The sequence below is a fragment of the Mesorhizobium kamtschaticum genome (assembly GCF_056174585.1).
The window spans coordinates 427,968-452,894 of sequence record NZ_JBWBWI020000002.1; the positions used below are offsets into that span (position 1 = coordinate 427,968).

Below are 24,927 nucleotides of genomic sequence, written 5' to 3' on the forward strand. Positions count from 1 at the left end.
TCAGCGTCATGGTGTTTCTGGGCGGCCAAGTGCTGCCCGGCAATGTCGGGCGCGCCATATCGGGACCGTTCGCCGACCAGCGCGCGGTCGATACGCTCAATCACACGCTCGGTGTCGATCGCCCGCTGCTCACCCAATATGCGACCTGGATCTGGAACTTCGTGCAGGGCGACCTGGGCACGTCCTATATCTTCCGCTCACCGGTGGCGCCCTTCGTCATCGACGCGCTCGGCAACTCGATCAAGCTCGCGGCGGTCGCCTTCGTGCTGGTTGTGCCGATCGGCATTCTTGGTGGCGTCGTTGCAGCACTCAATCTCAACCGGCCGCTCGATCGCATCATCAGCCTTGGCGGCCTGTCAGTGACGGTGCTGCCCGAATTCGTCACCGGCATCATCCTAGTCCTGATCTTCGGCGTCTGGCTGCGCTGGCTGCCGATATCGGCGGCATGGCCGCGCAATGCTGGCTTCTTCACTCAGCTCTATTATCTCATCCTGCCTTCGCTGCCGCTGTTCCTGGTGCTGTTCGGCTACATCGCCCGCATGGCACGCTCCGGCATGATCGAGGCACTCGATTCCGATTACACACGAACGGCCGTGCTGAAGGGCCTCCCCTGGCGCACCGTGATCTGGCGCCATGTGCTGCGCAATGCGCTGCTGCCGACCATCACCGTGATCGCGACGCAGACCGGCTATCTCATCGGCGGTCTCGTCGTCATCGAGACGCTGTTTCGCTACCAGGGCATCGGATCGCTGATCGTCACCGCCGCGCGCGGCAAGGATTTCCCGATGCTGGAATCGGGAACCCTGACCATCGGCATCGTCTATGCCGTGGCAACACTGGCCGCCGACTTTCTCTACTCCGTGCTCAATCCGCGTATCCGGCTAGGGACAGACCAATGAGCACCACCGACGCTCCCGCCGGCATGCCGGCCCCGGACACGACCGCACGGCGCGGGCCCTGGGCAGAGGTCCTTTTCTCGCTGCTGCGGTCCGGCACGTTCCTCATCGGCCTCGGCATCGTGCTGTTCTGGGTCGCCTGCGCACTGTTCGGCGAGCATTTCGCGCCTTACGACCCGCTCGCCGACGACATCATCAACGCGCTGGCGCCGCCTTCGGCGCAGCACTGGTTCGGCACCGACCAGATCGGCCGCGACGTCTTCTCGCGCGTCATCGTCGGCTCGCGCGACATCTTGACCGTCGCCCCGCTGGCAACCTTGCTGGCGACCGTGGCCGGCACGGCGCTCGGCCTGCTCACCGGCTATTTTCGCGGCCTCGTCGACGATGTCGTCAGCCGCATCCTCGAAGCCTTCATGGCGATCCCGGTGGTCATCGTCGCGCTTTTGGCCATCGTGGCGCTCGGCACATCCAAGACGACGGTCATCGTCGTCATCGGCCTGAGCTTCGCGCCGATCATCGCGCGCACGGTGCGCTCCGCGGTGCTGGCCGAGCGCGAACTCGATTATGTCGCGGCAGCACAGCTCAGGCATGAAAGTGCGCTGCATACGATGTTCGTCGAGATCCTGCCGAACGTCATCCCGCCGATCCTGGTCGAGACGACCGTGCGGCTCGGCTATGCCATTTTCGCGGTCGCCACCCTCTCCTTCATGGGCTTCGGTATCCAACCGCCCTCGCCCGACTGGGGGCTCTCTATCTCCAACAATTACGGCATGATCGGCGGTGGTTTCTGGTGGACGGTGCTGTTCGACGCGCTCGCCATCGCCTCGCTGGTGATCGGCGTCAATCTGGTGACCGATGGCGTGCAAGGGGCGCTCAATGACTGAGAAGGCCGCCGACGCGCTCGAACTGCACGATCTCTCGGTGGCTTATCGCGTCGGCGGTCTCAACCGGGCGGTGCTGCGCAATCTCAGCCTCACCATCGGCCAAGGCGAAGCCTACGGGCTGGTTGGCGAATCCGGCTGCGGCAAGTCCACCGTCGCCCTCACCGTCGTGCGCTATCTCCCACGGAACGGCTCGATCACGGGCGGCGCCATCTCGCTGGACGGCCAGAACGTCATGAAGCTCGATGCCGAGGCCCTTCGGCGCGCGCGCGCCGAAAGCGTGTCGATGGTGTATCAGGACCCCGGCAAGGCGCTGAACCCGTCTCTGCGCATCGGCCGCCAGCTAACCGAGATCTTCGAGCTTGGTGGCGTTTCGGGGCAGGCGGCGACCGAGAAGGCAATCGCCATGCTGAACCGGGTGCGCATTTCCGACCCGACCAGCGTCATGCAACGATACCCACACCAGCTCTCAGGCGGCATGCAGCAACGCGTGGCGATCGCCATGGCGCTGGCCAACAATCCCTCGATGCTGATCCTCGACGAGCCGACCACCGGCCTCGATGCGACCGTGGAAGCCGAAGTGCTCGACCTGATCGCACAGCTCAGGCAAGAACTGTCGGCCTCGATCCTGTTCATCAGCCACAACCTCGCCGTCGTCTCCAACATGTGCGACCGGGTCGGCGTTCTCTACGCCGGCATGCTGGTCGAGGAAGGGCCGACAGAGGTTGTGTTCAACGATCCGTGCCATCCCTACACCGTGGCCCTGCTGCGCTGCCTACCGCGTGGCGGCCAGCGCAAGGACCAGGGCCGCCTCGACACCATCCCGGGCTTCCTGCCGGGCATTGGCGCTGACATCAAGGGCTGTGCCTTCGCCGACCGCTGTGCGCTTGCCGACGATCGCTGCCGCACCGAGTTGCCGCCGCCCTACGATCTGAGTGACGAGCGAGGCAGGCGCCTATCGCGTTGCTTCCATCACGACAAGGCACAGGCCCTGCCGCGTGCCACACCCAGCGATGTGGCGCCTGCACCAAAGCCGGCGGCGGCACCCGTGCTGCGCGTCGCGGGACTGAACAAAACCTATGCCAGCCACTTGCGCGCCGTGAAGGACGTGTCGCTCGATCTGAGGCCAGGCGAAACGCTGGGGCTGGTCGGCGAGTCCGGCAGCGGCAAAACGACATTCGCCAGGCTGCTGCTCGGCCTGGTGCCGCCCGATGACGGCGGCACCATCGAGCTCGAGGGTAAGCCGCTGGCTCCGCGCCTGGAGAACCGCAGCGACGACCAAATCAAGGCGATGCAGATCGTCTTCCAGAACCCGGATTCGGCGCTCAACCGCTCGCATTCGATCCGGCACATCCTCAACCGCGCATTGAAGCGGCTGTCCGGCCTCTCCGGCAAGGCGCAGGAGGCGCGCCTCGACGACCTCGTTCGGTCGGTCCGCCTCACCGAACGGCATCTGGCCGTCAAGCCGCGTCAGCTGTCAGGCGGCCTGAAGCAGCGAGTCGCCATTGCGCGCGCCTTCGCCGGTGAGCCGCGCATCGTCGTCTGCGACGAGCCGACATCGGCGCTCGACGTGTCGGTGCAGGCGGCCATTCTCAACCTGCTCGCCGACCTGCAGTCGAAGGAAGACGTCAGCTACATCTTCATCTCGCATGATCTTGCCGTGGTGCGTTACCTCTCGGACAAGATCGCCGTGCTTATCTCGGCCGGATCATGGAACTCGGGCCTTCTGAAGATGTGTTTTCCGGGCCCCATCATCCCTATACCGAAGCGCTCCTGTCGGCCGTTCCAAAACTCGATCAGACCGAGACGGCTCGCATTCGTCTCGACGGTGAAATCCCCAGCGCCGCCAACCCGCCATCAGGCTGCGTCTTCCACACACGCTGCCCGCGAAAGATCGGTGCGATCTGCGAGCAACAGGAGCCGCCGCTCAGCGAGGCGCAGCGCGGACATTCGATCCGCTGTCATATCCCGTATGCCGAACTTGCCAGGCTCCAAAGCTCGACGCCGCCGCAGGAGGTACCGGGTAACCAACTCATAGCGTGTGAAAACAGATTGGGATGAAGAAAGCCCAGGTACCAACCGCGGACAGCTAATAAGCCCGGCCCGACTGTAACCCGCCTTAGCCCTTTGCGCCTTCTCGGTGCTCTGGCGATCCGGTCGGTTTTGTTGCAACGGCTGAATAGGGGCACAGAGAGGAAACGATCGCCTCCCGATTGGTCTGCCTACCGTCGATGACGACGCGATCCGGTCGGCCATGACGCTCCAGCGCCTTTCTGAGGAAGCGTTTGGCCGACGGCAGGTCGCGCTGCTCGCTGAAATAGAATGCGACGGTGTCGCCGACACTGTCGATGGCGCGATAGAGATACATCCACTGGCCACGGACCTTGATGTAGGTCTCGCAAGCGACAGGCGAGGTACGCCTTCAATCCGAATCCATCCTTGGCCGAGCAGTTCGAAATCCTCGCCTGATTGACCTCGCATCAGGCGCCGATGGTCCTGTTCGATCCGGTTATTCAGGTATCTACTCTTGCGGATCCGGATCGGCTTCAGCCGGCGCCGGGAGCGATCCTGCAAGCGATTTGTGGTGTCGCAGGCATCATGTGAATCATTTCGATGCCGGTCAGGATGGTGGCTGCGGTGGCCGTCGATTTGAAGCCGAGCATCGGCCGGATACGGCGCTTGATGCGTCGACATGCCATTTGCCGGTCACGCTACGCTTGCGCCGCTTGAAGCGCTCCAGCAACAAGGGCGCGAAACGGACCGTCCAGCGGTGGATGGTCGTGTGATCGACCGTAATGCCGCGCTCGGCCATCATCTCCTCAAGATCACGCAGGCTCAAATTGTAGGCCAGGTACCAGCGCACGCAAAGCAGGATCACAGATTGGTCGAACTGGCGGCCTTTGAACATCGTAAGCGGTGCGCCAAGGCACCTTGCAAGATGCCGATGAACATGGAGGTTTCGGGCCATGACATTGGAACATGCAACGGGCGATAAGGTCGCCGAGTTAAGCGGCGCCGCGGCGGCCGAAGGTCTTAAAACGGTGCCCGGGCGCGTGCGGCAACGAAGGCTGTGGAGTTGCACTGAGAAGCGCGCGTTGGTCGACCTGGCGAGCGCGGCGGGGTCGTCGGTGACCGAGGTCGCGGAAGCGTTCGGCGTAGCTCCGTCACAGCTCTATGCGTGGCGCAAGCAGATGGCCGGCGGGGAACTCGATGCCGATCAGGCGATGGCGACCTTCGCGCGCATCGACGTGAGCGATCTGCCGGATGTCGAACGCCCCGTCGCCGATTGCCCGGACCCGGCCGGCAGGATCGTCGTGGCCTTTGCGAGCGGCACGCGATTGCGGATCGACGGGATCGTCGATCCGACAGCACTGCGCATCGTCCTGGCGGAGTTGACCAGGTGATCACGGTGGTGCCGACCGACCGGATTTACCTGTGCTGCGGCGCGACCGACATGCGTCGCGGGATCAACAGCCTGGCGCGGATGGTGCAGCAGGTGCTCGCGCTCGACCCGCACACCGGCGCGATCTTCTGCTTCCGTGGACACAAGGGTCATATCATCAAGATTCTGTCGCATGACGACCAGGGGTTCTGTCTGTTTACAAAGCGGCTGACCGATGGTTGTTTTGCCTGGCCAACCACCAAGGATCAGGTCGCCGTGTCGCTCACCAAGGCGCAGCTTTCGCTGCTTTTGGACGGGATCGATTGGCGCCGGCCGAGCAAGATTTATCGACCGCGTTTGGCTGGCTGATTTTGATGTTTCTTATTGATTTTGTGTTGATTCTTCTTCCGTGACGAGGGTCTTTCGGGTATAGGTTTTGGGTGTCGGAACAAGCTCCCTCAACCGCTGATTTCTTCGCTCGGATCGCCCTTCTGGAGGCGGCCGTTTCTGCCCGTGACATCACCATCGCCGAACGCGATGAGCAGCTTCGAAGAGAGCGCGCCGAGGCCGCACTTCGCATCCAGCGCCTGCAGCTGCGGATCGATCGCTTCAACCGCAAGGCCTTCGGCCGCTCCTCCGAGAAGCTGGGCCAGATGCGGCTCGAACTCGAAGATCTCGAGACCGATTTCGCCGCCAGCGTGCCCGATCTCGAGCTGCCCATCGTTGCTGACACCGACAAGGTCCGGGTGTTGCCGGTGCGTAAGCTCAATCCCAACCTGCCGCGCAAGCGGGCCGTTCGCGAGCCGTCTTGCGCATGTTGCCCGGGCTGCGGCGGCGATCTGCGCGCCATGGGCGAAGATAGCGACGAGATGCTCGATCTGGTTGCCCAGGCCTGGCAGGTGATGGAGACCATTCGACCCAAGTACAGCTGCCGGACCTGCGATAAAATCATCCAGGCGCCGGCGCCAGCCAAGGCCATTGCACGCGGTAAGCTCAGCTATGCCGCGCTCGCCCATATCATGATGGCGAAGTGGGGTTATCATCTGCCCTTCTACCGTCTGGCCCAGATGATGGCCGCCAAGGGCGTCGATATCGAGCGTTCCACGCTTGCGCGCAGCGCCGGCTACGCCGCCGCCTTGCTCGATCCGATCTACAACCGCATCCGCGAGATCGGCCGTACCCGCACCAAGATTCATACCGACGACACGCGGCTTCCGATCCTGGCGCCCGGCAACGGCAAGACCCACAAGGGCGCGCTCTGGGTTTACGTCGCCGACGACCGCAATTCGGGTTCGCAGGAGCCGCCGATCGCCTGGTATCGCGCCACCATGGGCCGCGCCGGCGAGAGCGTGATGACCGAGCTCGCCGGATTTGCCGGCACGCTCCAGGCCGACGGTTTCAGCGGCTATAACCAGCTCTACAAGGGCGGCGCCATTCGAGAAGCTGCGTGCCTGGCCCATCTGCGTCGCAAGATATTCGACGTTCACGACAGCCAGCCGACCGAGCTCAGCACGACGGCGATGGCCGGTATCCAGGCGATCTACCGGATCGAGGAAGAGATACGGGGGCTCCCGCCCGCCGAGCGATTGGCCGCACGACGAAGGCGGACCCGACCACTGGTCCGGGCGCTGCGACGACAGCTCATGCGCCAGGGCAACGGTTTGTCGCGCCATGCCGATATCGCGAAGGCCTTCGCCTATGGCACCAGACGATGGCGCGCGTTCAATCGCTTCCTCTACGATGGCCAGCTCGAGCCCGACAACCTGATCGCGGAGCGGGCGATTCGTGGATTTACGGTCGGCAGGCGCAATTGGCTCTTCTCGGGCAGCTTCGCCGCGGCAGAGCGGTCAGCGGTCGTGCTCAGCATCATTGAGACCTGCAAGCTCTGCGGCGTCGATGCCGAAGCCTACATGGCCGACGTCACCGAGCGCATCCAGAATGATTGGCCAGCCTCGCGCTGGGACGAACTGATGCCGTGGAATTGGGTGCGCCGCGAAGAGATGCAGCTCTCCTTGGCGGCATGAGCGCGCTCGATGACATGGCGCTGTCGGACGAGGCGCTCGAGGCCTGGATGGCTGCCAAGACCAACCGCCCGCTGGTGCGGACCATGTCGGCGCTGGATGGCTTCGTAACGGCGGCGGTCACCGGGCCGCGCTACCCGGACCCGCAAGACTGGATGTGCCCGCTCATGGGGTTGCGGCGCGACGTCCTGGCCAAAGGGTCTGCAACCGATCACGCCGTGTTTGCCAGCGTCGCCAGGATCCACAACCGGATCAACGAGACGCTCTTCGACAGACCGCAGGATTATGCGCCCCGATTCGCAACCAAGCCCAGCGGCGGCATCGACCCCCGGCCGTGGTGCCAGGGGTTCTACGCGGCCATGAATCTCAACATCAAAAGCTGGAGACGGCTACTCGACCTCGACAACCCCAACCACGGCCTGCTGCTGCCGATCCTGATCTACTGCGTCGACAAAAGGGGAGGCCCGTCCTCGGCAAGCCCAGGCCGGGGCCCGAGACCGCGCATTTCATCGAACACGAGGCCTACAAAGACATCGCCCTCGTCATCCCCGCCCTACGCGAACTCCACTACGTCACCCGTTATGACGACCCGCAGTGATCGGCGGCGACGCGCCGACTAACGGCTGACCTACCATAGACGCATCACAAGACGATATTGGGAGGTGCCTTGGCGCACCGCTTACTGAACATCGCAATCCCCCGAAATGGTTGAAGGTCCCCTTGCCACTCGCGAGTAACAAAAACGTTGCAACACATCCGGATCTGTGGGGCAGTCACGTTGCGGCCGACCAAACACGCACTTTCTGTGGCGCGGTCCGGCCCGCTCAGAGAGCCTCCGTAACCCAACCGCCCCACAGATCCTCATGCTCCCCATCTTGCCAATGGGGTCTTCCGCGCCCCGGCGAGATCGATTTCCGCAAAAGGTGGACGAGATCGGCCCAGCGCTGGAGGATGCCGTCGGCGAGACCGACTACGCCTCGCTGGCGCGGTGCACCCAGTATGCCCACTTCACCCCGGAGTTCATCGTCCGGGCGATCTGGCCCGGCCTCCAGCGTTTTGGACGGCGCGGCGGGCGGGTGCTGGAGCCAGGTATCGGCACGGGCCTGTTTCCGGCGCTGATGCCGCAGGCCCTGTGCGACCTGTCGCACGTCACCGGAATCGAACTCGATCCGGTCACGGGACGCATCGCGGGCTGTTGCAGCCGTCGGCGCGCATTGTCACCGGTGACTTTGCCCGCACGGAGTTGTCGGCGTCCTTCGATCTCGCCATCGGCAATCCGCCGTTGTTATCGCAGCTTCAAGGCCATGGAAGGGGTTAATGGCGCATTCTGGCCATCGGTATTGGCAGATCTGTGAGTGCCTTCAACGAGTAGCAAACACGCTCTTCACCGCATCCGCCGTCTTCGAAACCACGATGTCGGCCTCTTCGCGCGTCAGGCACAGCGGCGGCGCGAAGCCGAGGATATCGCCCTGCGGCATGGCGCGGCCGATGACGCCGCTCGCGGCAAGGGCCGTTGCCACCTGAGGCCCGATCTTCTGCGAGGCGTCGAAGAACACCCGGTCGTCCTTGTCGGCGACGAATTCGACCGCCGCCAGCATGCCGTCGCCGCGCACGTCGCCAGTCCGGCATCGGCCGCGAAGGCTCGCGCCATGGATTGGAAGCTTTCACCGATCTGAAGTATCTCTGCCTGGACCTTGCATAGGTTCGTCCGCCATCCCTCAAGGAGTAGAAAAAATGCTCGACCAGTCCAACGAACTCGCCGCCTGGGACCGCGACCACTTCTTCCACCCCTCGACGCATATGGGCACCCACGCGCGCGGTGAGAGCCCGACGCGGATCATGGCCGGCGGCGAAGGTGTCACCGTCTGGGACAACAACGGCAGGAAGAGCACGGCCGAAGTTCGCCGGAATCGATCGCGGCGGCGATGGCGTCCGCAATCGCCTGGTATCTCGCGCCTTCTGATGAGGACAGCACCGGCTTCCAAGTCCAACGCATGCTCGCTCCCTCTTCGCAAAATATTGAGATGATCCAATACAGTAATTGACATGATCATCAAGCGTCGTATCACCTGTGACGCGAAGTGCAAAGGGATGCAGGATGCCTCAGTTCGGATTGGAAGAATACGCGCGGCGCCTTGCAGGAACCAAGGAAGAGATGATGCAGCGCCGAATCGAGGTGCTGCTGATCACCTCGCCGGAGAACATGAACTATCTAACCGGCTACGACGCTTGGTCGTTCTACACGCACCAGATGGTTATCGTCGCCCTGGATCATCAGCCGGTTTGGGTGGGCCGTGGCATTGATGTTCCATGTGCGACCAGCACGGCATATCTGCCGTCGGGCGATGTAATTGGATACCCCGACCACTATGTTCAGTCGACGGAGCGACATCCTATGGAGTTTGTCGCCCAAGAGCTTGACCGAAGAGGCCTCGGCAATCGCGTCATTGGCGTAGAAATGGACAACTACTACTTTACCGCGCGATGCTTTGAGCGGCTGCAGTCCTCGCTGCCTAAATGCACGTTTAAGGATGGCTCGAACCTGGTCAACTGGGTCCGCATCGTTAAGTCAGAGGCGGAGGTCGAGCTCATACGACAGGCTAGCGTCATAGCAGATCGCGCGATGAGGGTTGGAATCGATGCCATCACCCCGACCATAAGGCAATGCGACTTGGCTGCGCGGATCATGCAGGCCCAGATCACCGGGACAGAATCATTCGGAGGTGCTGTCCCTGGCGGGTTGGTCATGGGGATTGGCCCCCGAGCAGACGCACCCCACCTTTCCTGGACCGACGATCCCGTAGGCAGTGACGTTGTGGTGAACATCGAACTTGGCGGCTGTCGGGCTCGCTATCATGCCGGTCTGGCGAGAAGTGTTTATTTGGGCACCCCACCTGATCAATTGCGCCAACTTGCTGCCGTTGTTCGAGAAGGGATGGAGACCGTGCTCTCTGCCATCGCTCCAGGACGAGCATGCTCACAAATTGAGGAGGTCTGGCGGAGCGTCATTTCGCGACACGGTCTGAACAAACCATCTTGAATTGGATATTCTATCGGCCTGGGCTATCCGCCCGATTGGGGTGAACACACGGCCAGCCTGCGGCCAGGCGATACGACCGAACTCCAGCCCAATATGATTTTTCACGTGATACTTGGGATGTGGCAGGGCGAACTCAGCTTGGTCCTGAGTGAGACCATTCGCGTGATGGAAAAAGGCTGCGAATCCTTTTCTCGAATGCCGCGCGAATTGTTTGTCGTCTCCTAAAGGGAGCATTTCATGACTTCGAGCCATGTAGTAACTCCGCTAGGGCTACTTCGCCTCGACGAGCCTAAACCAAAGAGCTGCCCGTCGCGGTGTTTGGGTGAGACCGGAGTTTTCCCACAGGGTATGATTGAGGAGGTTGTCGAAGGCGTGTCAGTACCCGACATACTTCACGATCTCCCTCATGTGCGGGAAGCGTACGTCCAGGCCGCTCGCCGGCTGAAGGGTCGTGGGTGCTCCGCGATTATCTCCAACTGCGGGTACTCGGTATTATATCACGATCTGATTAGAGAAACCGTTGGCCTTCCCACGCTGACGTCAAGCCTGCTACTTCTACCCGTTCTCGCAGCTATCACACCGGCGACACAGAAGATCGCAATCATCTGCTTTGATTCGACGGCGCTTTCTGACGCGCATTTGCGAGCCGCATGGCCACAACTGGAGGTAGCCAGGATTACCAAGGCCGGGATTGAGGGAACGGAAGCATGGCGGCAGATAAATCGACCTGACGCGGTTTACGACTGGGATCTTATCGGCGCCACCCTGAGCCGACTTTGCGAAAGCTCATTGCGTAGCGAAAATCTGGGCGCGATCATCGTCGAATGCTGTGCGTTTTCGCCCTTTGTACCTCAGATTCGGGATATGGTTCAGCGCCCAACCTTTGACATCATTTCTGCAATCCGCGCGTCGTTATCGCAGTCATGATCATCCGATTGCCTAGATAAGGATCCCTTCAACTTCGTCGAGGCTGACCCCGTCGTGGCGACGATCATACAGCTGGGCAGTCCGGGTCGACGCATGGTTGGCCATGTGCGCCGCCTTTCCCAGCGTGCCGCCGTTCTTCAGGTATGCGGAGATGCCCCTGGAAACAGGATGACTTCGATAGGTACGACAGACAAGCCGTTTCGAATTGAGAAACGTCAAGTGTACGAAGCTTACCAAGCGGTCAAAGCCAACCATGGCGCAGCCGGAGTGGACGGTGAGACCTTGGAGATGTTTGAGAAAGACCTTGCGAGAAATCTTTACAAGATCTGGAATCGGATGTCATCGGGGGCTTACTTTCCGCCGCCGGTGCGCGCCGTCTCCATTCCGAAGAAGACTGGGGGGCGAAAAGTCGTTTCGCGTGTAGTCGACGCCGGCTTTCTGTCGACATATTGTCGTTCATAATTATTGTCAACGAGTTTTGATGCTTCGGACCTTGGCGCGGTCTGACCCGCGAATCAAAGTGAGAATTGACCGAGACCCTCAAACGTCGCGTGTCGGATAGTGCTGGTCACCAGCGCCTTCATCGGGCGCGTTTGCGGGCACGGTCGCTTCTCCGTCAGCAGACCGAAGTCGCCATTGGCTGCGCCGTCCTCAACCGCATGCTTGCCTGCGCACGCCCGAAATCCGCCCGCCGCAAGGCGGCCACGGCATAGTCTGCCGCTTCAAAGATCGACATCCGCTCAAGTCCGGACCCATGCACCAACGCCCAGCATCGTCATGTGGGCTTGGAATCAATTACTTTTGAATCACTTTCGACTATCGATGCCCCAATGGCGTGATGGACCAATGAATCAAGTCGACGGCATGCCGAAGTATCGCTTTGCTCTGTTCGAGGGTGGGTGAAGCGGCGATAACATATCCCATACAGTCTCGGTAATCGCCTTTCCTGACGATCGGCGTCTTTGGTTCAATGTACAGTTTGACCTCGGCGACACCTGGTACAGCAGCCGCCCGAGTATCGCCATCGATCCAATCAAGTATGCCATCGCAATCAGGAAGTAGGCTTCGCATGGCCACAGTATGCGAATGCCTTCTGCGCAGATTCCATCCTGCGCCGGTGGCAAGCTTGATGTGCTCGGTGACGATATCGACACCGTAAGCCAGCTGAACTATCTGGGGATCGGGCGCGCCAGGAAGACGAGGATTGACTTCAATGACGACTGGGCCACGCTTCGTCCACCGGAGTTCAATGCACGTTGGCCCCCAGCCAAGGCCGAGAGCTGGCAAACAGCTCAGCGAAACATCGACGATACGGCTATGCTCCTCATCGGTCAGTGGGGCCGGAAAGACGCCCTGCCGAAAGACGAAATGCGGTGGGGGGGCGAAGTCAGCGGTGGCAATCCCAATGACCTCATTTCCCATTATCTGGACGCAATAGAATGGGCCTTGTGCGAATTCTTCGACCAGCATCCTCGGTGGAGAGCGCCATATGTGCTTCCCGCCCAACAGATAGGTCGTATGTTCGGCTAGCTCATCGGCAGTTCGGCACAATCGGACACCGACGCTGCCGCTGCCTACGGCCGGCTTAAGAATCACTGGCAGGCCGATCTCTGTGGCAGAGCTTTCTACTTCTGTCGCATTCGCTGCCAGGCGATAAGCCGGCATTGGAATGCCGGCCTCCGCGAGGAGCTGACGTTGAGTGAATTTGTCGCAACATTGTTCGATGGATTCGGGGTTCGGTCCCGGTAGATCGAAATGCCGGCAGAGCTTACCAACTGTTGCGTAGAATTGGTCGCCGGCGCACGTAATGCCAGCAATGTCATAGGTCTCACGCAGCCGAGAACATTCGTGGATCAGCGCATCAAGATCGTCTGTATCGACACAGATTGCCCTAATTCCTTCCGCCGCAAGATAGTCGTACCGAGCTGGACCAGCCGACAGGGCAAGTGGATGAAGGCCAAGACGCCGGGCAGCTCGGACGTACAGCGGACTGGTATCCCCTATGCCTTCAATCAGGATGAGCGCTCTTTCTAACATTGCTTTTGATTCCACGTTGCTGCTGTGCAGCGCATCCTTGCGTCATCAGCATCAGCTTTTTCAGCCGTGCCTGACCTCAGACCCTTGCGCTGAACGTAACATCGGTAATGATCTGCGATCGCAAAAGTTCTGAGAATTGATATGAAGAATCTGTTGCAACGCTTTGACAAGCTGTAGTCTAGGTCGTGTGGACGGTTTTGTTGCAACGGCTGAATAGGGGCACAGAGAGGCCCTGATGCGAGGTCAATCAGGCGGCGAGGATTTCGAACTGCTCGGCCAAGGACGGATTCGGATTGAAGGCGTACCTCGCCTGTCGCAGGCATCATGTGAATCATTTCGATGCCGGTCAGGATGGTGGCTGCGGTGGCCGTCGATTTGAAGCCGAGCATCGGCCGGATACGGCGCTTGATGCGTCGACATGCCATTTGCCGGTCACGCTACGCTTGCGCCGCTTGAAGCGCTCCAGCAACAAGGGCGCGAAACGGACCGTCCAGCGGTGGATGGTCGTGTGATCGACCGTAATGCCGCGCTCGGCCATCATCTCCTCAAGATCACGCAGGCTCAAATTGTAGGCCAGGTACCAGCGCACGCAAAGCAGGATCACAGATTGGTCGAACTGGCGGCCTTTGAACATCGCAATCCCCCGAAATGGTTGAAGTTGAAGGTCCCCTTGCCACTCGCGAGTAACAAAAACGTTGCAACACATCCGTAGCTTGACCTAAACGACCCCAATCAGAGAGGACTCTTAGGTCAGGTCAGGTCAGGTCAGGTCAGGTCAGGTCAGGTCAGGTCAGGTCAGTGCCGTTGGTATCCCATCACCATCCTTGAGAACACGGCGGGCAACCGACACCTACTGTCGGGTTTGCCGACTCCGCGACACAATGGTTTCGGCCTGGCTGCCTGCTGCAGGCCCGTTTAAGTCATTGAAAAAGACCTGAAAAGAACTTCAGACGCGCCCCTCAGCGCATTGGCACGACTTTTGAAGCTCCTTCTTCGTGAGAGGGCGGGAAGATCCCGACCGATATCGTTGGTTGCAACGTCAATAAATCTTATCGCCAGTACACCGTCATTTAATGGAGCTATCTCTATGGCGCGACACCACCCCGGCACCCCTGCAGTGGCCACGGACAATAAATATGAAATCATCGGCGCGGACGTTCCTGATGAAACGCTATTCAGGGGCGACCTATTGGTGGCGTCCCTATCGGAATCGCCGCGTACCGTGAACTCCATCTACTACTACGACGACACGGGATCACTGTTGTTTGAACGACTATGTAAAGAAGAAACGTATTACTTGTTCAGAACTGAATGGGAGATACTCGCCGAGTACGCAAAGGCGATTGCCGGAATCACGGGTCCTGTCTCCCTCATTGAGCTGGGATCCGGGAACGCCGAGAAAACAACTCTGTTGATTGATGCTTACGTGGAAATGCATGGCCTGACCTCTTACGCCGCCGTCGACATCAATCGCTCGATTTTGGAGAGAGCGGCTGAAAACATTCTCTCAGTGTCATCGGATTTGAACTTCTTAGGGGTCGTCGGGACTTACCAAACCGGGCTCGCAGAGATCAAGAGCCTCGTTGGTCCAAAGCTTTTATTTTGCCTGGGCAGCACGATCGGGAACATGCACGACGACGAGTTGGATAATCTCCTCCTATCGGCGCGCTCGGCCCTGTCTCCCGGCGATTATTTTTTGGTCGGGATAGATTTGGATAAAGAAACGGAAATCCTGGAGGCGGCATACAACAGTCAGACCGCTATTCTGACCAACCTATGTGTTCTACAACATTTGAACTGGCGGTTCAGTGGAGACTTTGACCTATTCCATTTTCGACATGTGGCATTTCACAATAAATCGCTGCATCGCATGGAGAGCCACTTGGAGGCTATGCGGACTCAATCGGTCAATCTCCAAAAACTGAAATTCTCCTTTCATCTAGAGGAAGGAGAGATGATTAGGACTGAGATCATGAGAAAAGTTGAGCTAAATGCGTTTAAAGAGCTTTTTTACGATTACGGCTTTCGACATGTCAAATATTGGACCGATCGTAGCCGGCAATATGCCGTAATTTTGTTTAAACTTTCGTAATACCTGACTGATTTATCCTCAGAACCCAACACGGAGGCATCGCGTGAAGGAAGACATTGAATCGGAAGTTCGACATTACTGTCGCTCCTACCCTGCAATGTTCGCCGAAGCGAAGGGCAGTTATTTGATTGCCCAGACCGGTGACAAATATCTCGACTTTCTGGCCGGCTGCGGATCATTAAACTATGGGCATAATGACCCGGTGATGCAGTCTGCCCTACAAGACTATATCGCTAGTGACGGCATCGCTCTTGGGCTTGACCTCCGAACAAGCGCCAAACAGGAGTTTATCGACACATTTGAAGACTTGATTTTGCGCCCAAGATCGCTTGAATATCGCATTCAGTTCCCCGGCCCCACTGGCGCCAATGCTGTCGAGGCTGCGGTTAAGCTCGCACGCAAGGTTACCGGTCGCACCAACATTATCGCCTTTACGAACGCTTTTCATGGCTGTTCTCTCGGCGCGCTAGCCCTCACGGGAAATTCTTACCACCGAAGAGCATCCGCTTCCATGCTCCACGGCGTTCATCGCGCGATGTACGATGGCTATCTAGGCTCAAGCTGCGATACGGCCGAATCGCTTCGGAAGCTGCTGAGCGATCCATCCGGCGGAATAGACAAACCCGCAGCAATCATTCTCGAGGTGGTGCAGGGCGAAGGAGGGATCAATGTGCCGACGCGCCGCTGGGTCAAAAACATCGAGCAGGTTGCCCGACAGCATGGTGCGATCCTAATCGTCGACGAAATTCAAACAGGCTGTGGTCGCACAGGACCGTTTTTCGCGTTCGAGGCCTTCGATATTCGACCCGACGTGGTGCTAGTGGCGAAGTCAATTTCGGGGTTCGGGCTTCCAATGTCTCTTGTCTTGCTGGCTCCCTACGTCGACCTTTGGGGCCCTGGTGAACACAATGGAACGTTCCGCGGGAATAACCATGCGTTCGTCACTGCTACGGCTGCTCTTAGAGAGTATTGGCGCGATGAACACTTTGAGCATGAAACCGCTCGCAAGGGCAGGATTGCCAACAAGATCTTGTCTGAATTCGCCATCCCTTTCGGCTACCACGTGAAAGGGAGAGGCCTGATGCTTGGGCTTGACGTCATCGACAGCAAGTTGGCTGCTCAGGTGAAAGCGGAAGCCTACAAGCAGAAACTCATTGTCGAGCTATGCGGGCCATCCGACGAGGTGATCAAGATAATGCCGCCGCTGACGGTCTCGGATGAAGAATTGATCGCCGGAATTAATGTGCTTGTTTCTACAATCAGGACTGCTTTTTGCCCCGAACGAACGAACGAGGCTGTGGGCCGCAGCGGCGACAGTCAGATCCCAGGGGGTGGGTGGAAAGCGCCTGCTCCTTGACAGAGTGGAGTTGTTCACCCCCTCTGGAGACGACAATGCCTACAGCAGCCTACCAGACCAAAGTACCGACCACCATCTGCACCGATCTTGACGCAATTCTCGATTCGATGGAATTGAGCCTATCGATCTAGCTAATCAGTTCGCTGTCGCTGGGCAACCGAAAAGGATGACCAAGCGCGCGGTGCGTAGCGGCGATGTCGCGGGCTGCTGACGGGTTTTCGCAGCTCAGGGAGAAACTCGGTCAAGGCGCCTCACCAAGGCTGCTCCTTCGCTTAAGGCATTTCTGCATACGAGCCGCTGCGCGACGATCCTTGAACTGTCGGCGAACCGTCAGGCAGCGCCTGTCGAATGAAAGTTGTGAGAGGTTTTCATGACTACCTTTTCCGAATTTACCGGCACCCTGACCTACGACGCCATTCCCGAAGAGGTCCGTGCCATTCTCAGGCGCAGTTTTGCAGACACGCTCGGCGTCGCGGTGGTGGGCGCAACCACGGAGATCGCGTCGATCACCAGGAAGATCGCCGATCGCCTATGGCGCTCGTCGCCTGAAGTTGGTGCGGCCAGGATGATTTTCGACGGGCGCCCGGTCAGCCCTGCGGGGGCGGCCTTCGCCGGCGCCTTCACCGTCGACTCTATTGATGGCCACGACAACAACAGCCCTTGCAAGGGTCACGCCGGTTCGGCGGTGTTTCCTGCGCTGCTCGCCGTTGCCGATTCGCTCAGGGCCTCGGGCGCTGCAATCTCGGGCAGAGAATTCATGGTTGCGCTGGCCGTCGCCTATGAGATTGCCTACCGTGCCGGCCTGACGCTTCACGGCACCGTCTCCGACTACCATACTTCAGGGGCGTGGACGGCAGTCGGCGTAGCTGCGGGTGTCTCCCGACTGCTGGGGCTCAGCCAGCAGCAGACGCGCCACGCAGCGGGCATTGCAGAATATCACGGGCCTCGCAGCCAAATGATGCGTTGCATCGATTTCCCAACCATGCTGCGTGACGGCGTCGGCTGGGGTGCGCCCTCAGGCGTCATGGCGGCCTATTTGGCCGAACTCGGCTTCACTGGCGCACCGGCGATCACGGCTGAGGGGGCCAGCGCCGACCCGTGGTGGCGTGATCTCGGAGATGCTTGGCGTGTTGCTGAAGATACCTCATACAAACCCTATCCTGTCTGTCGCTGGGCGCATCCATCGATCGATGCCGCGCGCGACCTGATGCGTGACAACAACCTTTCCAGTAAGGATGTCAGGCGCGTCCGCATTCAGACGTTCCATTATGCCGTTCGGCTTGCCGGTCACAACCCGAAGACGCTGGACGAAATGAGCTATTCGATCGCGTTTCCGGTTGCGACGATGATCGTGCGTGGCAAAATAGGGCCGCAGGAGCTCTTGCCGGAGGTTCTGCAGGACGAAGAAATCCGGCGCATTTCCAAGGCCACCGAGCTTGTCGAAACCGAGCACTACACCCGCATCAGCGTCGGCAAGCGCTGGGCCGACGTGACGCTTTACCTCAAGGACGGCCGAGAAATCATGTCGGAGCCGCGCACCCCGAAAGGCGATCGCGACGATCCCATGACCGCGGAAGAGTTCCACACCAAATACGTCAATTTCACCACCGGTTTGATCGGCAAGGGCCGGGCCGGCGAGATGGAGGCGATGGCGTTATCATTCGATAGATTGAACAGTAAGGGGCTGAGCCGTCTGATTGGCGTGGTCGTTGCGCCACTCGATCGCGATCCTCGCCGCGGCACCGTAACGTTAACTGAAGGCTGACGGAAATCTGCGATGCGACGCGCATGTCGAAGATTGTTCGTGCTCCGCTCGAGCGCCGCCATCGTTTTCCCGCCGAGACCATCGCGCATGCGGTTTGGCTGCATTTCCGCTTTCCGCTCAGTCTGCGCATGGTCGAGGATTTGCTGGCCGCCCGCGGCATCATCGTCACCCACCAAACGATCAAAACATGGGCGGGGAAGTTTGGTCGGCATTTCGCCAATGAGATCAGGCGAAGCTCAGCCGGTTGGCTGGGGTGACAAATGGCGCCTCGACGAAATGGTCGTCACCATTGCCGGGAAGAAGCAGTGGCTTTGGCGGTACTGTCACATTGATTGAGCGGTAAGGAAATTGAGGTAGCAGCGCGCCCATGACCGTGAGTGCACCGACGTACAAGAACCACCGCTATCCGATCGAAATCGTGGGCCGTGCTGTCTGGCTCTACTTCGCTTCAATCTGAGCCTGCGCGATGTCGAGGAAATGCTGCTCGATCGCTCGATCGCGGGATCGTCGTTTCCTACGAGACCATCCGCCGATGGTGCCGAAAGCACGGCCTGATTATGCGCGCCGCATACGCCGCAAGGCGCCGACGAAAGACGATGTCTGGCATCTGGATGAAGTCGTGGTGCGCATCAACGGTCAGAAATGCTGGTTGTGGAGAGCGGTAGATCAGGACGGATATGTGCTCGACGAGATCGTCCAGACGCGCCGCAACACCAAGGCCGCCAGGCGCCTGCTGCCGTATGATCACCGACAAATTGCGCTCCTACGGGGCGGCCAAACACCAAGTCATGCCGAACGTGGAACACCGCTCGCATAAAGGCTTGAACAACCGGGCGGAGAATTCTCATCTGCCGTTCCGAAAACGGGAACGAACGCGACAGGGTTTCCGGTCGGTCGGCTCATTGCAGCATTTCGTGTCGATCTTCTCCGCCGTCCGAAATCTCTTCGTCCTATCCCATCCCAGACCAACCGCTCCGCAGCACAAATTCGAACCCATCGACGCCAGGCCGTGAACGCGTGGAAAGCCGTGAGTGCGCACGGCCTGCCTGAAAAGCGCGGTGTCGCCTCACGCGGCCACATTTCAAACAACGTGACAACGCCCCGGAAATTGCCTTGTGTGTAGCGCCCGTTGGCTCGGAAAGCCATCGCAAGGCGCCGAGGCCGGTTGCCTTGCCCCTGCAACTTCCATCAATCGCTCAAGCTTGCGCAGCTCTGGCGCGATCATGCTGATGACTATAAGGTCAGATAAAGATAGGCCTTCTCACGCGGAACATAGCCCCAATTACACGCTCAGGCAAATATACTTCATTTCAGTATAATCATCGATTCCGTATTTAGAACCTTCGCGGCCTATTCCCGACTGCTTGATGCCGCCAAAGGGCGCTACCTCAGTGGAGATCAGCCCGGTGTTGACCCCCACCATGCCGTACTCGAGAGCCTCCGCCACCCTGAAGATTTTCGAGACATCCCTCGAATAGAAGTAAGATGCAAGGCCAAATTCAGTGTTGTTTGCCATTTCTATGACATGTTGCTCGGTCGAAAATTTGAACAGCGGCGCAATAGGTCCGAATGTCTCTTCGCTGGAAAGGCGCATATCGCCGGTTGCGCCGGTCAAGATAGTGGGCTCAAAAAGAGGCCCCCTTGGCTCGCAGGTTTGCCACCGGCTTCCACCGTGGCCCCCTTTGCCACGGCGTCGGCGACGTGCTCCAGTACTTTCTTCAACGCGTTCCGGTCGATGAGGGGGCCTGTAGTGACCCCTTCGGTGAAGCCGTCGCCGACCTTCATCTCGCGAACGCGCTCGGCGAGTTTCGCAGCGAAGGAATCATAGACACCCTCCTGAATGTAGAGGCGATTGGCGCAGACGCAGGTTTGCCCAGCATTACGGTATTTGGAAATCATTGCGCCGTCGACAGCAGCGTCGAGATCCGCGTCATCGAAGACGATGAAGGGCGCGTTCCCCCCGAGTTCGAGGCCGAGCTTTAAGATCTGCTCTGCGCCTTGCCGCATCAGCGTTTTTCCGACATTGGTCGAACCCGTGAACGTGAGCTTTCGGATCGTCTTATTTCCGCAGAATTCCTGACCGACCATCACCGCATCGGTCGTGGTGAGCACAGAAAAAAGACCGGGTGGCAGACCGGCGCGTTCTGCAAGGAGAGCCAGAGCGAGCGCGGATAGGGGTGTCTGAGCCGCTGGTTTTGACACTATACTGCAGCCGGCAGCGATTGCCGGGGCCATCTTGCGGGCAAGCATCGCATTCGGGAAGTTCCACGGCGTGATTGCCCCCACAACTCCGATGGGCTGCCTGATCACGATGATGCGCTTGTCCGGCTGATGACCTGGAATGGTGTCGCCGTAAACTCGCTTTGCTTCCTCACCGAACCACTCGACGTAGGACGCACCATAAAGGATCTCTCCCCTCGCCTCCGGCCATGGTTTTCCCATCTCCAAAGTGAGGATGGTGGCAAGATCATCGACATTCGTGACTAAGAGGTCGTAAAGCTTTCGCAGGACTGCGGCGCGCTCCTTGCCCGTCCTATTCGCCCAGTTCTTTTGGGCATGATGGGCAGCCTCAATCGCCGACCTGACCTCCTCTTCACCAAGATCTGGAAGGGTTGCGAGCAATTCGCCGGTTGAGGGATTGGTGACCTCGAACGTGAGGCCCCTTGAACCTGCCGCTACCCACCCAGTCCCTACAAGAGCTTTATCCGTCACTAACGACTTGTCTTTCAACTTTGCTAGAACTGTTTCAGAAAGTGACATTGGTTTCTCCGTATCGGTGCTAGCCCAAGAGCCGCCGTACATATCTACCTAGGATATAACTAAGCGCTCTATTGGGCATTGGATTGTTCAAGAATTGGCAGATTGCAGAAACGAAGAGTAATCTCCCGCACGCCCAGGCTGAACGATCGGCACGGAATAGACTCCCTCTGCACCTCTCAGAGGACGCCTCCACATCCACCTGTGGTGAGGATGCGGCCACGAATGATCGGCGGCCGGCCTTTCAAGTACCCGGGTTTCGGTTTCCCCATATCGCAATAAATCTGCACAGAGAACAATTAATCCCCGCTTCAGTCCACGAATTCGTCGGAATAGACCACGGCTGGAGAAGGAGCCCTGACATCTTCGCGCCGCACCGCTTCCACGGCTCTCTCAAGATCATTCACCAGCAACGAGATATACTCATCTCGCAGCGGTCCGAGCACCAATTGTATTGCGGCCGGCTCTTTCAGTAAGTTTATCTTCCAGCCATAATCCTTCATTTTGATCGCAATCGAATATACGTCGGAGTAGTCGCTGCCTATTCCGACCACGTTGAGCTCAGCCCCGCCGACTATTTTCAAGCCAGGGCTTCGTTCAACGAAAGCCAATATGGCATCTCTCAGCTTGAGGATTTGACCTGCGCGGGAGAGGTATCCGTCCCGCCCCAGATAACGCATGACCGCCCAGGCCGAGGCGATTGCGCCCCCGTTACGCGTCCCAGTAAGAACTGGTGAACGATAAAGTCCTGCTGCCCATGTATCGAAGATGAAGGGCTGATGGCGGGCTAGCTTATTTCTATAGAAAACGCCGGAAACTCCCTTGCCACTATAGCCGTACTTATGAAAATCCGCCGAGATTGAACTTACACCGGGGATTCGAAAATCGAAGTCGGGAACTTCTCGTCCGAGTTCACGGACAAACGGCGCCAAAAACCCACCAACGCAAGCGTCCACATGCAACCAAATCCCGTGTTCTCTGGCAATTTCCGCTAGTTCTCGAACTGGGTCACAAACGCCATGCGACCAAGATGGCATTGACGCGAGCATCATGACTGTGTTTTCGCTAACTGCTTCGGACATTGCTAAAGCGTTTGCGCGGAAATTTGCATCCACCGGAACGCGACGTATGGAGTATCCGAAATATCGCTCATACTTTTCGAATGTGGGATAGCCCGTCTGAGGAATCACTATTTCCGGCTTGTCGATGTCAGGCCGTTTTTCTTTGGCGTATTCTAGAGCAGCGGCAGTAGCGAGAAACAGGCTCTCGGAACCGCCGCTGGTCACGGCCCCGGTTGCATCCTTTCCAGCGTGGAACAAACTAAGCGCCATCTGTATTAGATCGCGTTCAAATTTTACCACGGTAGGGTAGTTGTTGCCCTTCGTAAAAAAGGCAAGGTGAGCGGCCTTGGCAACTTCGAATGTGCCATCATCAAGCAGGAGCCCGCGGTCATTGAGCCAACGATCTGGGAACGTCGAGCGCGGGTCTGCGTCTTGTGAACGCAGCTGCTCTAGTTCTTGTTCGATCTCGTCCCGGGTCATTCCACTCTGTGGGAACGAGTTGCTAGTAGTAGTTTCAAATTGTGCGGCTTGCATATTTAAACTTCTCTACGAGTAGCCTTTGTATGGAGGAATTCTAGCAAACCGCCTCCAATAAGTGTTTCTGTTTTCTGCCACCGTTCGAAAAAGTCCTTTCTTGGAATTGCCCCAGATTGAAAGCTTCGACTGGCGACGGCGACCATTAGAGCCGATTTCGAAACTCATGAGGCTTTGGTCAATATCGAGTGAGGCACGTGGACACCTCGAACTACCGGCATTTCCAGAGGAGGATGGTGCGGCAATGAGGTTGCGAACAGCCCTGACACGAGGCGGTGGCTGGATTTCGGTCATTGGGGCTGATGCTGTTGCCGATTTCGGCATCGCGGCGGCGTTTTCCGCGGCTCTCGCCGTCATGCGAACGCAGATCGCCCCTGGTGCCAAACGAAACAGGCCGATGCGGCATTTCTGCTGCGCGAACACGTGCTCGACGTAGGCGCGGGTCCTGGAACGGCGGCCGTTGGCTCGCGCTGCCGCTTCGCTCATCGGCGGACCCTTCGGCTTCTTCAGGTGTCGGAGGTGTAGCCGTTCTACTCGAGCCAGCGCCTCGTCGTCTTCGAGTGGTAGGCGGTGTCGGCCCACACCGTCGAGCCGGCGCGATGTCGCAATCGAGGCCGGGTCGACGACATGATTTTCGATCCCTTACGAAAAGCGTGCCAGCAGCCCGATGGCGTCACCGGCGAGCACCGCATGTTCGACATCTTCTCCGTTGCCTGGAAACAGCGACGTTATCAACCAACTCGATCGGCTCAATTCCAAAGACACGAAATTGCGCCAAGATCGGAACGGATAGCGGTCGGCTCTTCGGTGCGGTCAGCTATAACAGGCATGGTCATCTCCATAGTGGGTGGTGGATCACACCACTCTGTCATAGAGTAGATCGCTATCCACCTGCCCATGGGATCTGCTTTCGGTGCCGCCACAATCCTGGCGTCGACGATCTGCCCGCCCATCGCGAGGTAGCCGGCCTGGTGAGGTGCTTGTCGAAACGAGCAAACAGGTTCTCCACCGCCCGGGCCTGCGTGAGGTGCTCCCTAAACAACCAGATCGTCTTGGCGTCGGGAACCTTGTCGCCGAGCCCCAACCCAAGCCATCGCTTGAAGGAAAGCCGGTCCTGGATCTGGAACTCGGCCTAATCGTCCGAGAGACTGTAGAGCGCCTGCAGAACCAGGACCTTGAACATCATCACCGCATCAAAGGGCGGCCGGCCGCCTCTGGCGCCATCGGAGCGATTCAGCGCCTTGCCGAGCGGCTTGCAGAAAACCTCGCACGGCACCACCGCGTTCAGCTTCTCCAGTGGATCGCCGGCCTCGCTCAGCCTGAATGAAAACAAGGGGCGGGACACCTGATGCAAGGGCCCCTGCGCACTTACACTGAATGTCGGCCGATCAGGTTCGACGAGCGCGTGGCGCTTGCGACCCTTGAGCTTCTGTCCCCGTCGTAGCCGCGAACGGCAGAGCCGCCAGACGATCCTCCCGAAAGAAGATGGCGTTAATGATCTTGCGGATCTATCGACCACTCCAACACTCTTGGCTTCTGCAGGTTTACCTCGATCGTTCCCATCACTTAGGTGGACTAATTGCTCGTCGAAACTACAGCACATCGATTATACTAAACTGCGAAAATGGACAGCCCGATCCTCTTTGGCAACCCGACTCACTATGTCGCTGAAATACCTTTCAACACCAAATTCAGGAGTTAGAAATCTCTCTGCGATCTCAGTATAGTGGTCAATGGAGGAAACAATAAATTTGATGTGATAGTCAAATTGACCCATTACTTCGTAACATTCCACAACTTCGGGAATGGCGCACATATGGCGTTCGAAGAAATGTAATGCATCGCGATTTTGCCTCGACAGGACTACCTTAGCTAAAACAATCTGGATACTTTGCAACTTTTCAATCGCTATTTCTGCAATGTAACGACGGATGATTCCGTCTTTTTCGAGCTTTTTGACCCTCTGCCAACACGGCGACACGGAGATGCCGACCCTGTCGGCGAGGATCTTAATTGGGAGCCGGCCGTTTTCTTGGAGCACATCCAGAATCCGGTAATCCATGCGGTCTAGCTTGTTCATATCACTTACTCTACCGGACGATAAGATCTTCCTGAACGTTCTTTCAGCAGTGCTGGCTATGTGGCCGGCAGAGGATGCCGCGGCAATGCGTCGCCAC

16 protein-coding genes and 15 pseudogenes are annotated in these 24,927 nt (G+C 58.7%); 19 read left to right on the top strand and 12 right to left on the bottom strand.

Features of this window, described 5'->3' with window-relative positions:
• The first annotated feature begins 8 nt into the window (after positions 1–8).
• From AC0V7N_RS37770 to AC0V7N_RS37785, 4 genes and pseudogenes are all read left to right on the top strand, one after another.
• Positions 9–899 carry an ABC transporter permease subunit gene (locus AC0V7N_RS37770; protein WP_496628103.1) on the top strand — a complete coding sequence of 297 codons (891 nt, stop codon included), beginning with the start codon at positions 9–11 and terminating at the stop codon, positions 897–899.
• Complete coding sequence (locus AC0V7N_RS37775) at positions 896–1,780, top strand: ABC transporter permease subunit (protein ID WP_496628104.1); 885 nt, start codon at positions 896–898, stop codon at positions 1,778–1,780. Before AC0V7N_RS37770 ends, AC0V7N_RS37775 begins: the two co-directional genes overlap by 4 nt.
• Positions 1,773–3,476, top strand: a pseudogene (locus AC0V7N_RS37780) (ABC transporter ATP-binding protein); the annotation flags it as partial. The gene AC0V7N_RS37775 and the pseudogene AC0V7N_RS37780, both read left to right, overlap by 8 nt.
• An 11-nt stretch (positions 3,477–3,487) precedes the next feature.
• Positions 3,488–3,838, top strand: a complete 351-nt coding sequence (locus tag AC0V7N_RS37785) for an oligopeptide/dipeptide ABC transporter ATP-binding protein (protein WP_496628442.1) — start codon at positions 3,488–3,490, stop codon at positions 3,836–3,838.
• Positions 3,839–3,971: 133 nt separating this feature from the next.
• Here AC0V7N_RS37785 and AC0V7N_RS37790 read toward each other — a convergent pair.
• Positions 3,972–4,175 (bottom strand): annotated as a pseudogene (locus AC0V7N_RS37790) (DDE-type integrase/transposase/recombinase); the annotation flags it as partial.
• 83 nt (positions 4,176–4,258) lie between these two features.
• Positions 4,259–4,685 (bottom strand): annotated as a pseudogene (locus tag AC0V7N_RS37795) (transposase family protein); the annotation flags it as partial.
• A 58-nt stretch (positions 4,686–4,743) separates the two neighbouring features.
• On the opposite strand from AC0V7N_RS37795, the gene tnpA reads away from it, so the two are divergent.
• The 5 genes and pseudogenes from tnpA to AC0V7N_RS37820 form a co-directional block, all read left to right on the top strand.
• Complete coding sequence (tnpA, locus tag AC0V7N_RS37800; protein ID WP_496628075.1) at positions 4,744–5,181, top strand: IS66-like element accessory protein TnpA; 438 nt, start codon at positions 4,744–4,746, stop codon at positions 5,179–5,181.
• A complete protein-coding gene (gene tnpB, locus AC0V7N_RS37805) occupies positions 5,178–5,528 on the top strand; it encodes an IS66 family insertion sequence element accessory protein TnpB (RefSeq protein ID WP_352608055.1) in 351 nt (116 codons plus the stop codon). Before tnpA ends, tnpB begins: the two co-directional genes overlap by 4 nt.
• Positions 5,529–5,599: 71 nt before the next feature.
• Positions 5,600–7,183: an IS66 family transposase gene (gene tnpC / locus AC0V7N_RS37810; protein ID WP_496628076.1), complete on the top strand. Its 1,584-nt coding sequence runs from the start codon at positions 5,600–5,602 to the stop codon at positions 7,181–7,183.
• Entirely contained in the window at positions 7,180–7,800 is a 621-nt protein-coding gene (locus AC0V7N_RS37815; RefSeq protein ID WP_496628105.1) for a UPF0149 family protein, read from the top strand. Before tnpC ends, AC0V7N_RS37815 begins: the two co-directional genes overlap by 4 nt.
• A gap of 245 nt (positions 7,801–8,045) precedes the next feature.
• Positions 8,046–8,462: pseudogene (locus tag AC0V7N_RS37820) on the top strand (hypothetical protein); the annotation flags it as partial.
• A 79-nt stretch (positions 8,463–8,541) separates the two neighbouring features.
• On the opposite strand, the pseudogene AC0V7N_RS37825 reads toward AC0V7N_RS37820, so the two are convergent.
• Positions 8,542–8,799, bottom strand: a pseudogene (locus tag AC0V7N_RS37825) (aspartate aminotransferase family protein); the annotation flags it as partial.
• A 115-nt stretch (positions 8,800–8,914) separates the two neighbouring features.
• Between AC0V7N_RS37825 and AC0V7N_RS37830 the strand changes: the two are divergent.
• The 3 genes and pseudogenes from AC0V7N_RS37830 to AC0V7N_RS37840 all read left to right on the top strand — a co-directional run.
• A pseudogene (locus AC0V7N_RS37830) lies at positions 8,915–9,070 on the top strand (aspartate aminotransferase family protein); the annotation flags it as partial.
• Between the two features lie 208 nt (positions 9,071–9,278).
• Complete coding sequence (locus AC0V7N_RS37835) at positions 9,279–10,220, top strand: M24 family metallopeptidase (RefSeq protein WP_496628106.1); 942 nt, start codon at positions 9,279–9,281, stop codon at positions 10,218–10,220.
• A 372-nt stretch (positions 10,221–10,592) separates the two neighbouring features.
• Positions 10,593–11,147, top strand: a complete 555-nt coding sequence (locus tag AC0V7N_RS37840) for an aspartate/glutamate racemase family protein (RefSeq protein WP_496628107.1) — start codon at positions 10,593–10,595, stop codon at positions 11,145–11,147.
• A 12-nt stretch (positions 11,148–11,159) separates the two neighbouring features.
• Here the strand turns inward: AC0V7N_RS37840 and AC0V7N_RS37845 are convergent.
• Positions 11,160–11,303, bottom strand: a pseudogene (locus AC0V7N_RS37845) (tyrosine-type recombinase/integrase); the annotation flags it as partial.
• Positions 11,304–11,315: 12 nt separating this feature from the next.
• Here AC0V7N_RS37845 and AC0V7N_RS37850 point away from each other — a divergent pair.
• A pseudogene (locus tag AC0V7N_RS37850) lies at positions 11,316–11,561 on the top strand (group II intron reverse transcriptase/maturase); the annotation flags it as partial.
• A gap of 176 nt (positions 11,562–11,737) precedes the next feature.
• Positions 11,738–11,860 (top strand): annotated as a pseudogene (locus AC0V7N_RS37855) (IS5/IS1182 family transposase); the annotation flags it as partial.
• 103 nt (positions 11,861–11,963) lie between these two features.
• Here the strand turns inward: AC0V7N_RS37855 and AC0V7N_RS37860 are convergent.
• Both AC0V7N_RS37860 and AC0V7N_RS37865 read right to left on the bottom strand, forming a co-directional pair.
• Positions 11,964–13,184 carry an ATP-binding protein gene (locus AC0V7N_RS37860; RefSeq protein ID WP_496628108.1) on the bottom strand — a complete coding sequence of 407 codons (1,221 nt, stop codon included), beginning with the start codon at positions 13,182–13,184 and terminating at the stop codon, positions 11,964–11,966.
• Positions 13,185–13,596: 412 nt separating this feature from the next.
• A pseudogene (locus AC0V7N_RS37865) lies at positions 13,597–13,818 on the bottom strand (IS6 family transposase); the annotation flags it as partial.
• 453 nt (positions 13,819–14,271) lie between these two features.
• Here AC0V7N_RS37865 and AC0V7N_RS37870 point away from each other — a divergent pair.
• The 5 genes and pseudogenes from AC0V7N_RS37870 to AC0V7N_RS37890 all read left to right on the top strand — a co-directional run bounded on the left by AC0V7N_RS37870 (position 14,272) and on the right by AC0V7N_RS37890 (position 19,521).
• On the top strand, positions 14,272–15,276 hold the full coding sequence (locus AC0V7N_RS37870; RefSeq protein ID WP_496628109.1) for an L-histidine N(alpha)-methyltransferase: 1,005 nt from the start codon (positions 14,272–14,274) through the stop codon (positions 15,274–15,276).
• 43 nt (positions 15,277–15,319) lie between these two features.
• The gene (gene ectB / locus AC0V7N_RS37875) at positions 15,320–16,633 is read left to right on the top strand and encodes a diaminobutyrate--2-oxoglutarate transaminase (RefSeq protein ID WP_496628110.1); all 1,314 of its coding nucleotides are present in this window, start codon (positions 15,320–15,322) and stop codon (positions 16,631–16,633) included.
• A gap of 370 nt (positions 16,634–17,003) precedes the next feature.
• A complete protein-coding gene (locus tag AC0V7N_RS37880; protein WP_496628111.1) occupies positions 17,004–18,398 on the top strand; it encodes an MmgE/PrpD family protein in 1,395 nt (464 codons plus the stop codon).
• A gap of 23 nt (positions 18,399–18,421) precedes the next feature.
• Positions 18,422–18,716: pseudogene (locus tag AC0V7N_RS37885) on the top strand (transposase family protein); the annotation flags it as partial.
• Positions 18,717–18,765: 49 nt separating this feature from the next.
• Positions 18,766–19,521: pseudogene (locus AC0V7N_RS37890) on the top strand (IS6 family transposase).
• A gap of 159 nt (positions 19,522–19,680) precedes the next feature.
• Here the strand turns inward: AC0V7N_RS37890 and AC0V7N_RS37895 are convergent.
• The 6 genes and pseudogenes from AC0V7N_RS37895 to AC0V7N_RS37920 form a co-directional block, all read right to left on the bottom strand.
• Positions 19,681–21,158 (bottom strand): annotated as a pseudogene (locus AC0V7N_RS37895) (NAD-dependent succinate-semialdehyde dehydrogenase).
• Between the two features lie 308 nt (positions 21,159–21,466).
• Positions 21,467–22,696, bottom strand: a complete 1,230-nt coding sequence (locus AC0V7N_RS37900) for an aminotransferase class V-fold PLP-dependent enzyme (RefSeq protein WP_496628112.1) — start codon at positions 22,694–22,696, stop codon at positions 21,467–21,469.
• A gap of 66 nt (positions 22,697–22,762) precedes the next feature.
• Positions 22,763–23,236, bottom strand: coding sequence for a hypothetical protein (locus AC0V7N_RS37905; protein ID WP_496628453.1), 474 nt, complete (start codon positions 23,234–23,236; stop codon positions 22,763–22,765).
• A gap of 48 nt (positions 23,237–23,284) precedes the next feature.
• Positions 23,285–23,580, bottom strand: a pseudogene (locus AC0V7N_RS37910) (IS110 family transposase); the annotation flags it as partial.
• 78 nt (positions 23,581–23,658) lie between these two features.
• Positions 23,659–24,104 (bottom strand): annotated as a pseudogene (locus AC0V7N_RS37915) (transposase); the annotation flags it as partial.
• A 252-nt stretch (positions 24,105–24,356) separates the two neighbouring features.
• Positions 24,357–24,830: a winged helix-turn-helix transcriptional regulator gene (locus AC0V7N_RS37920; RefSeq protein ID WP_496628113.1), complete on the bottom strand. Its 474-nt coding sequence runs from the start codon at positions 24,828–24,830 to the stop codon at positions 24,357–24,359.
• Between the last annotated feature and the right edge of the window lie 97 nt (positions 24,831–24,927).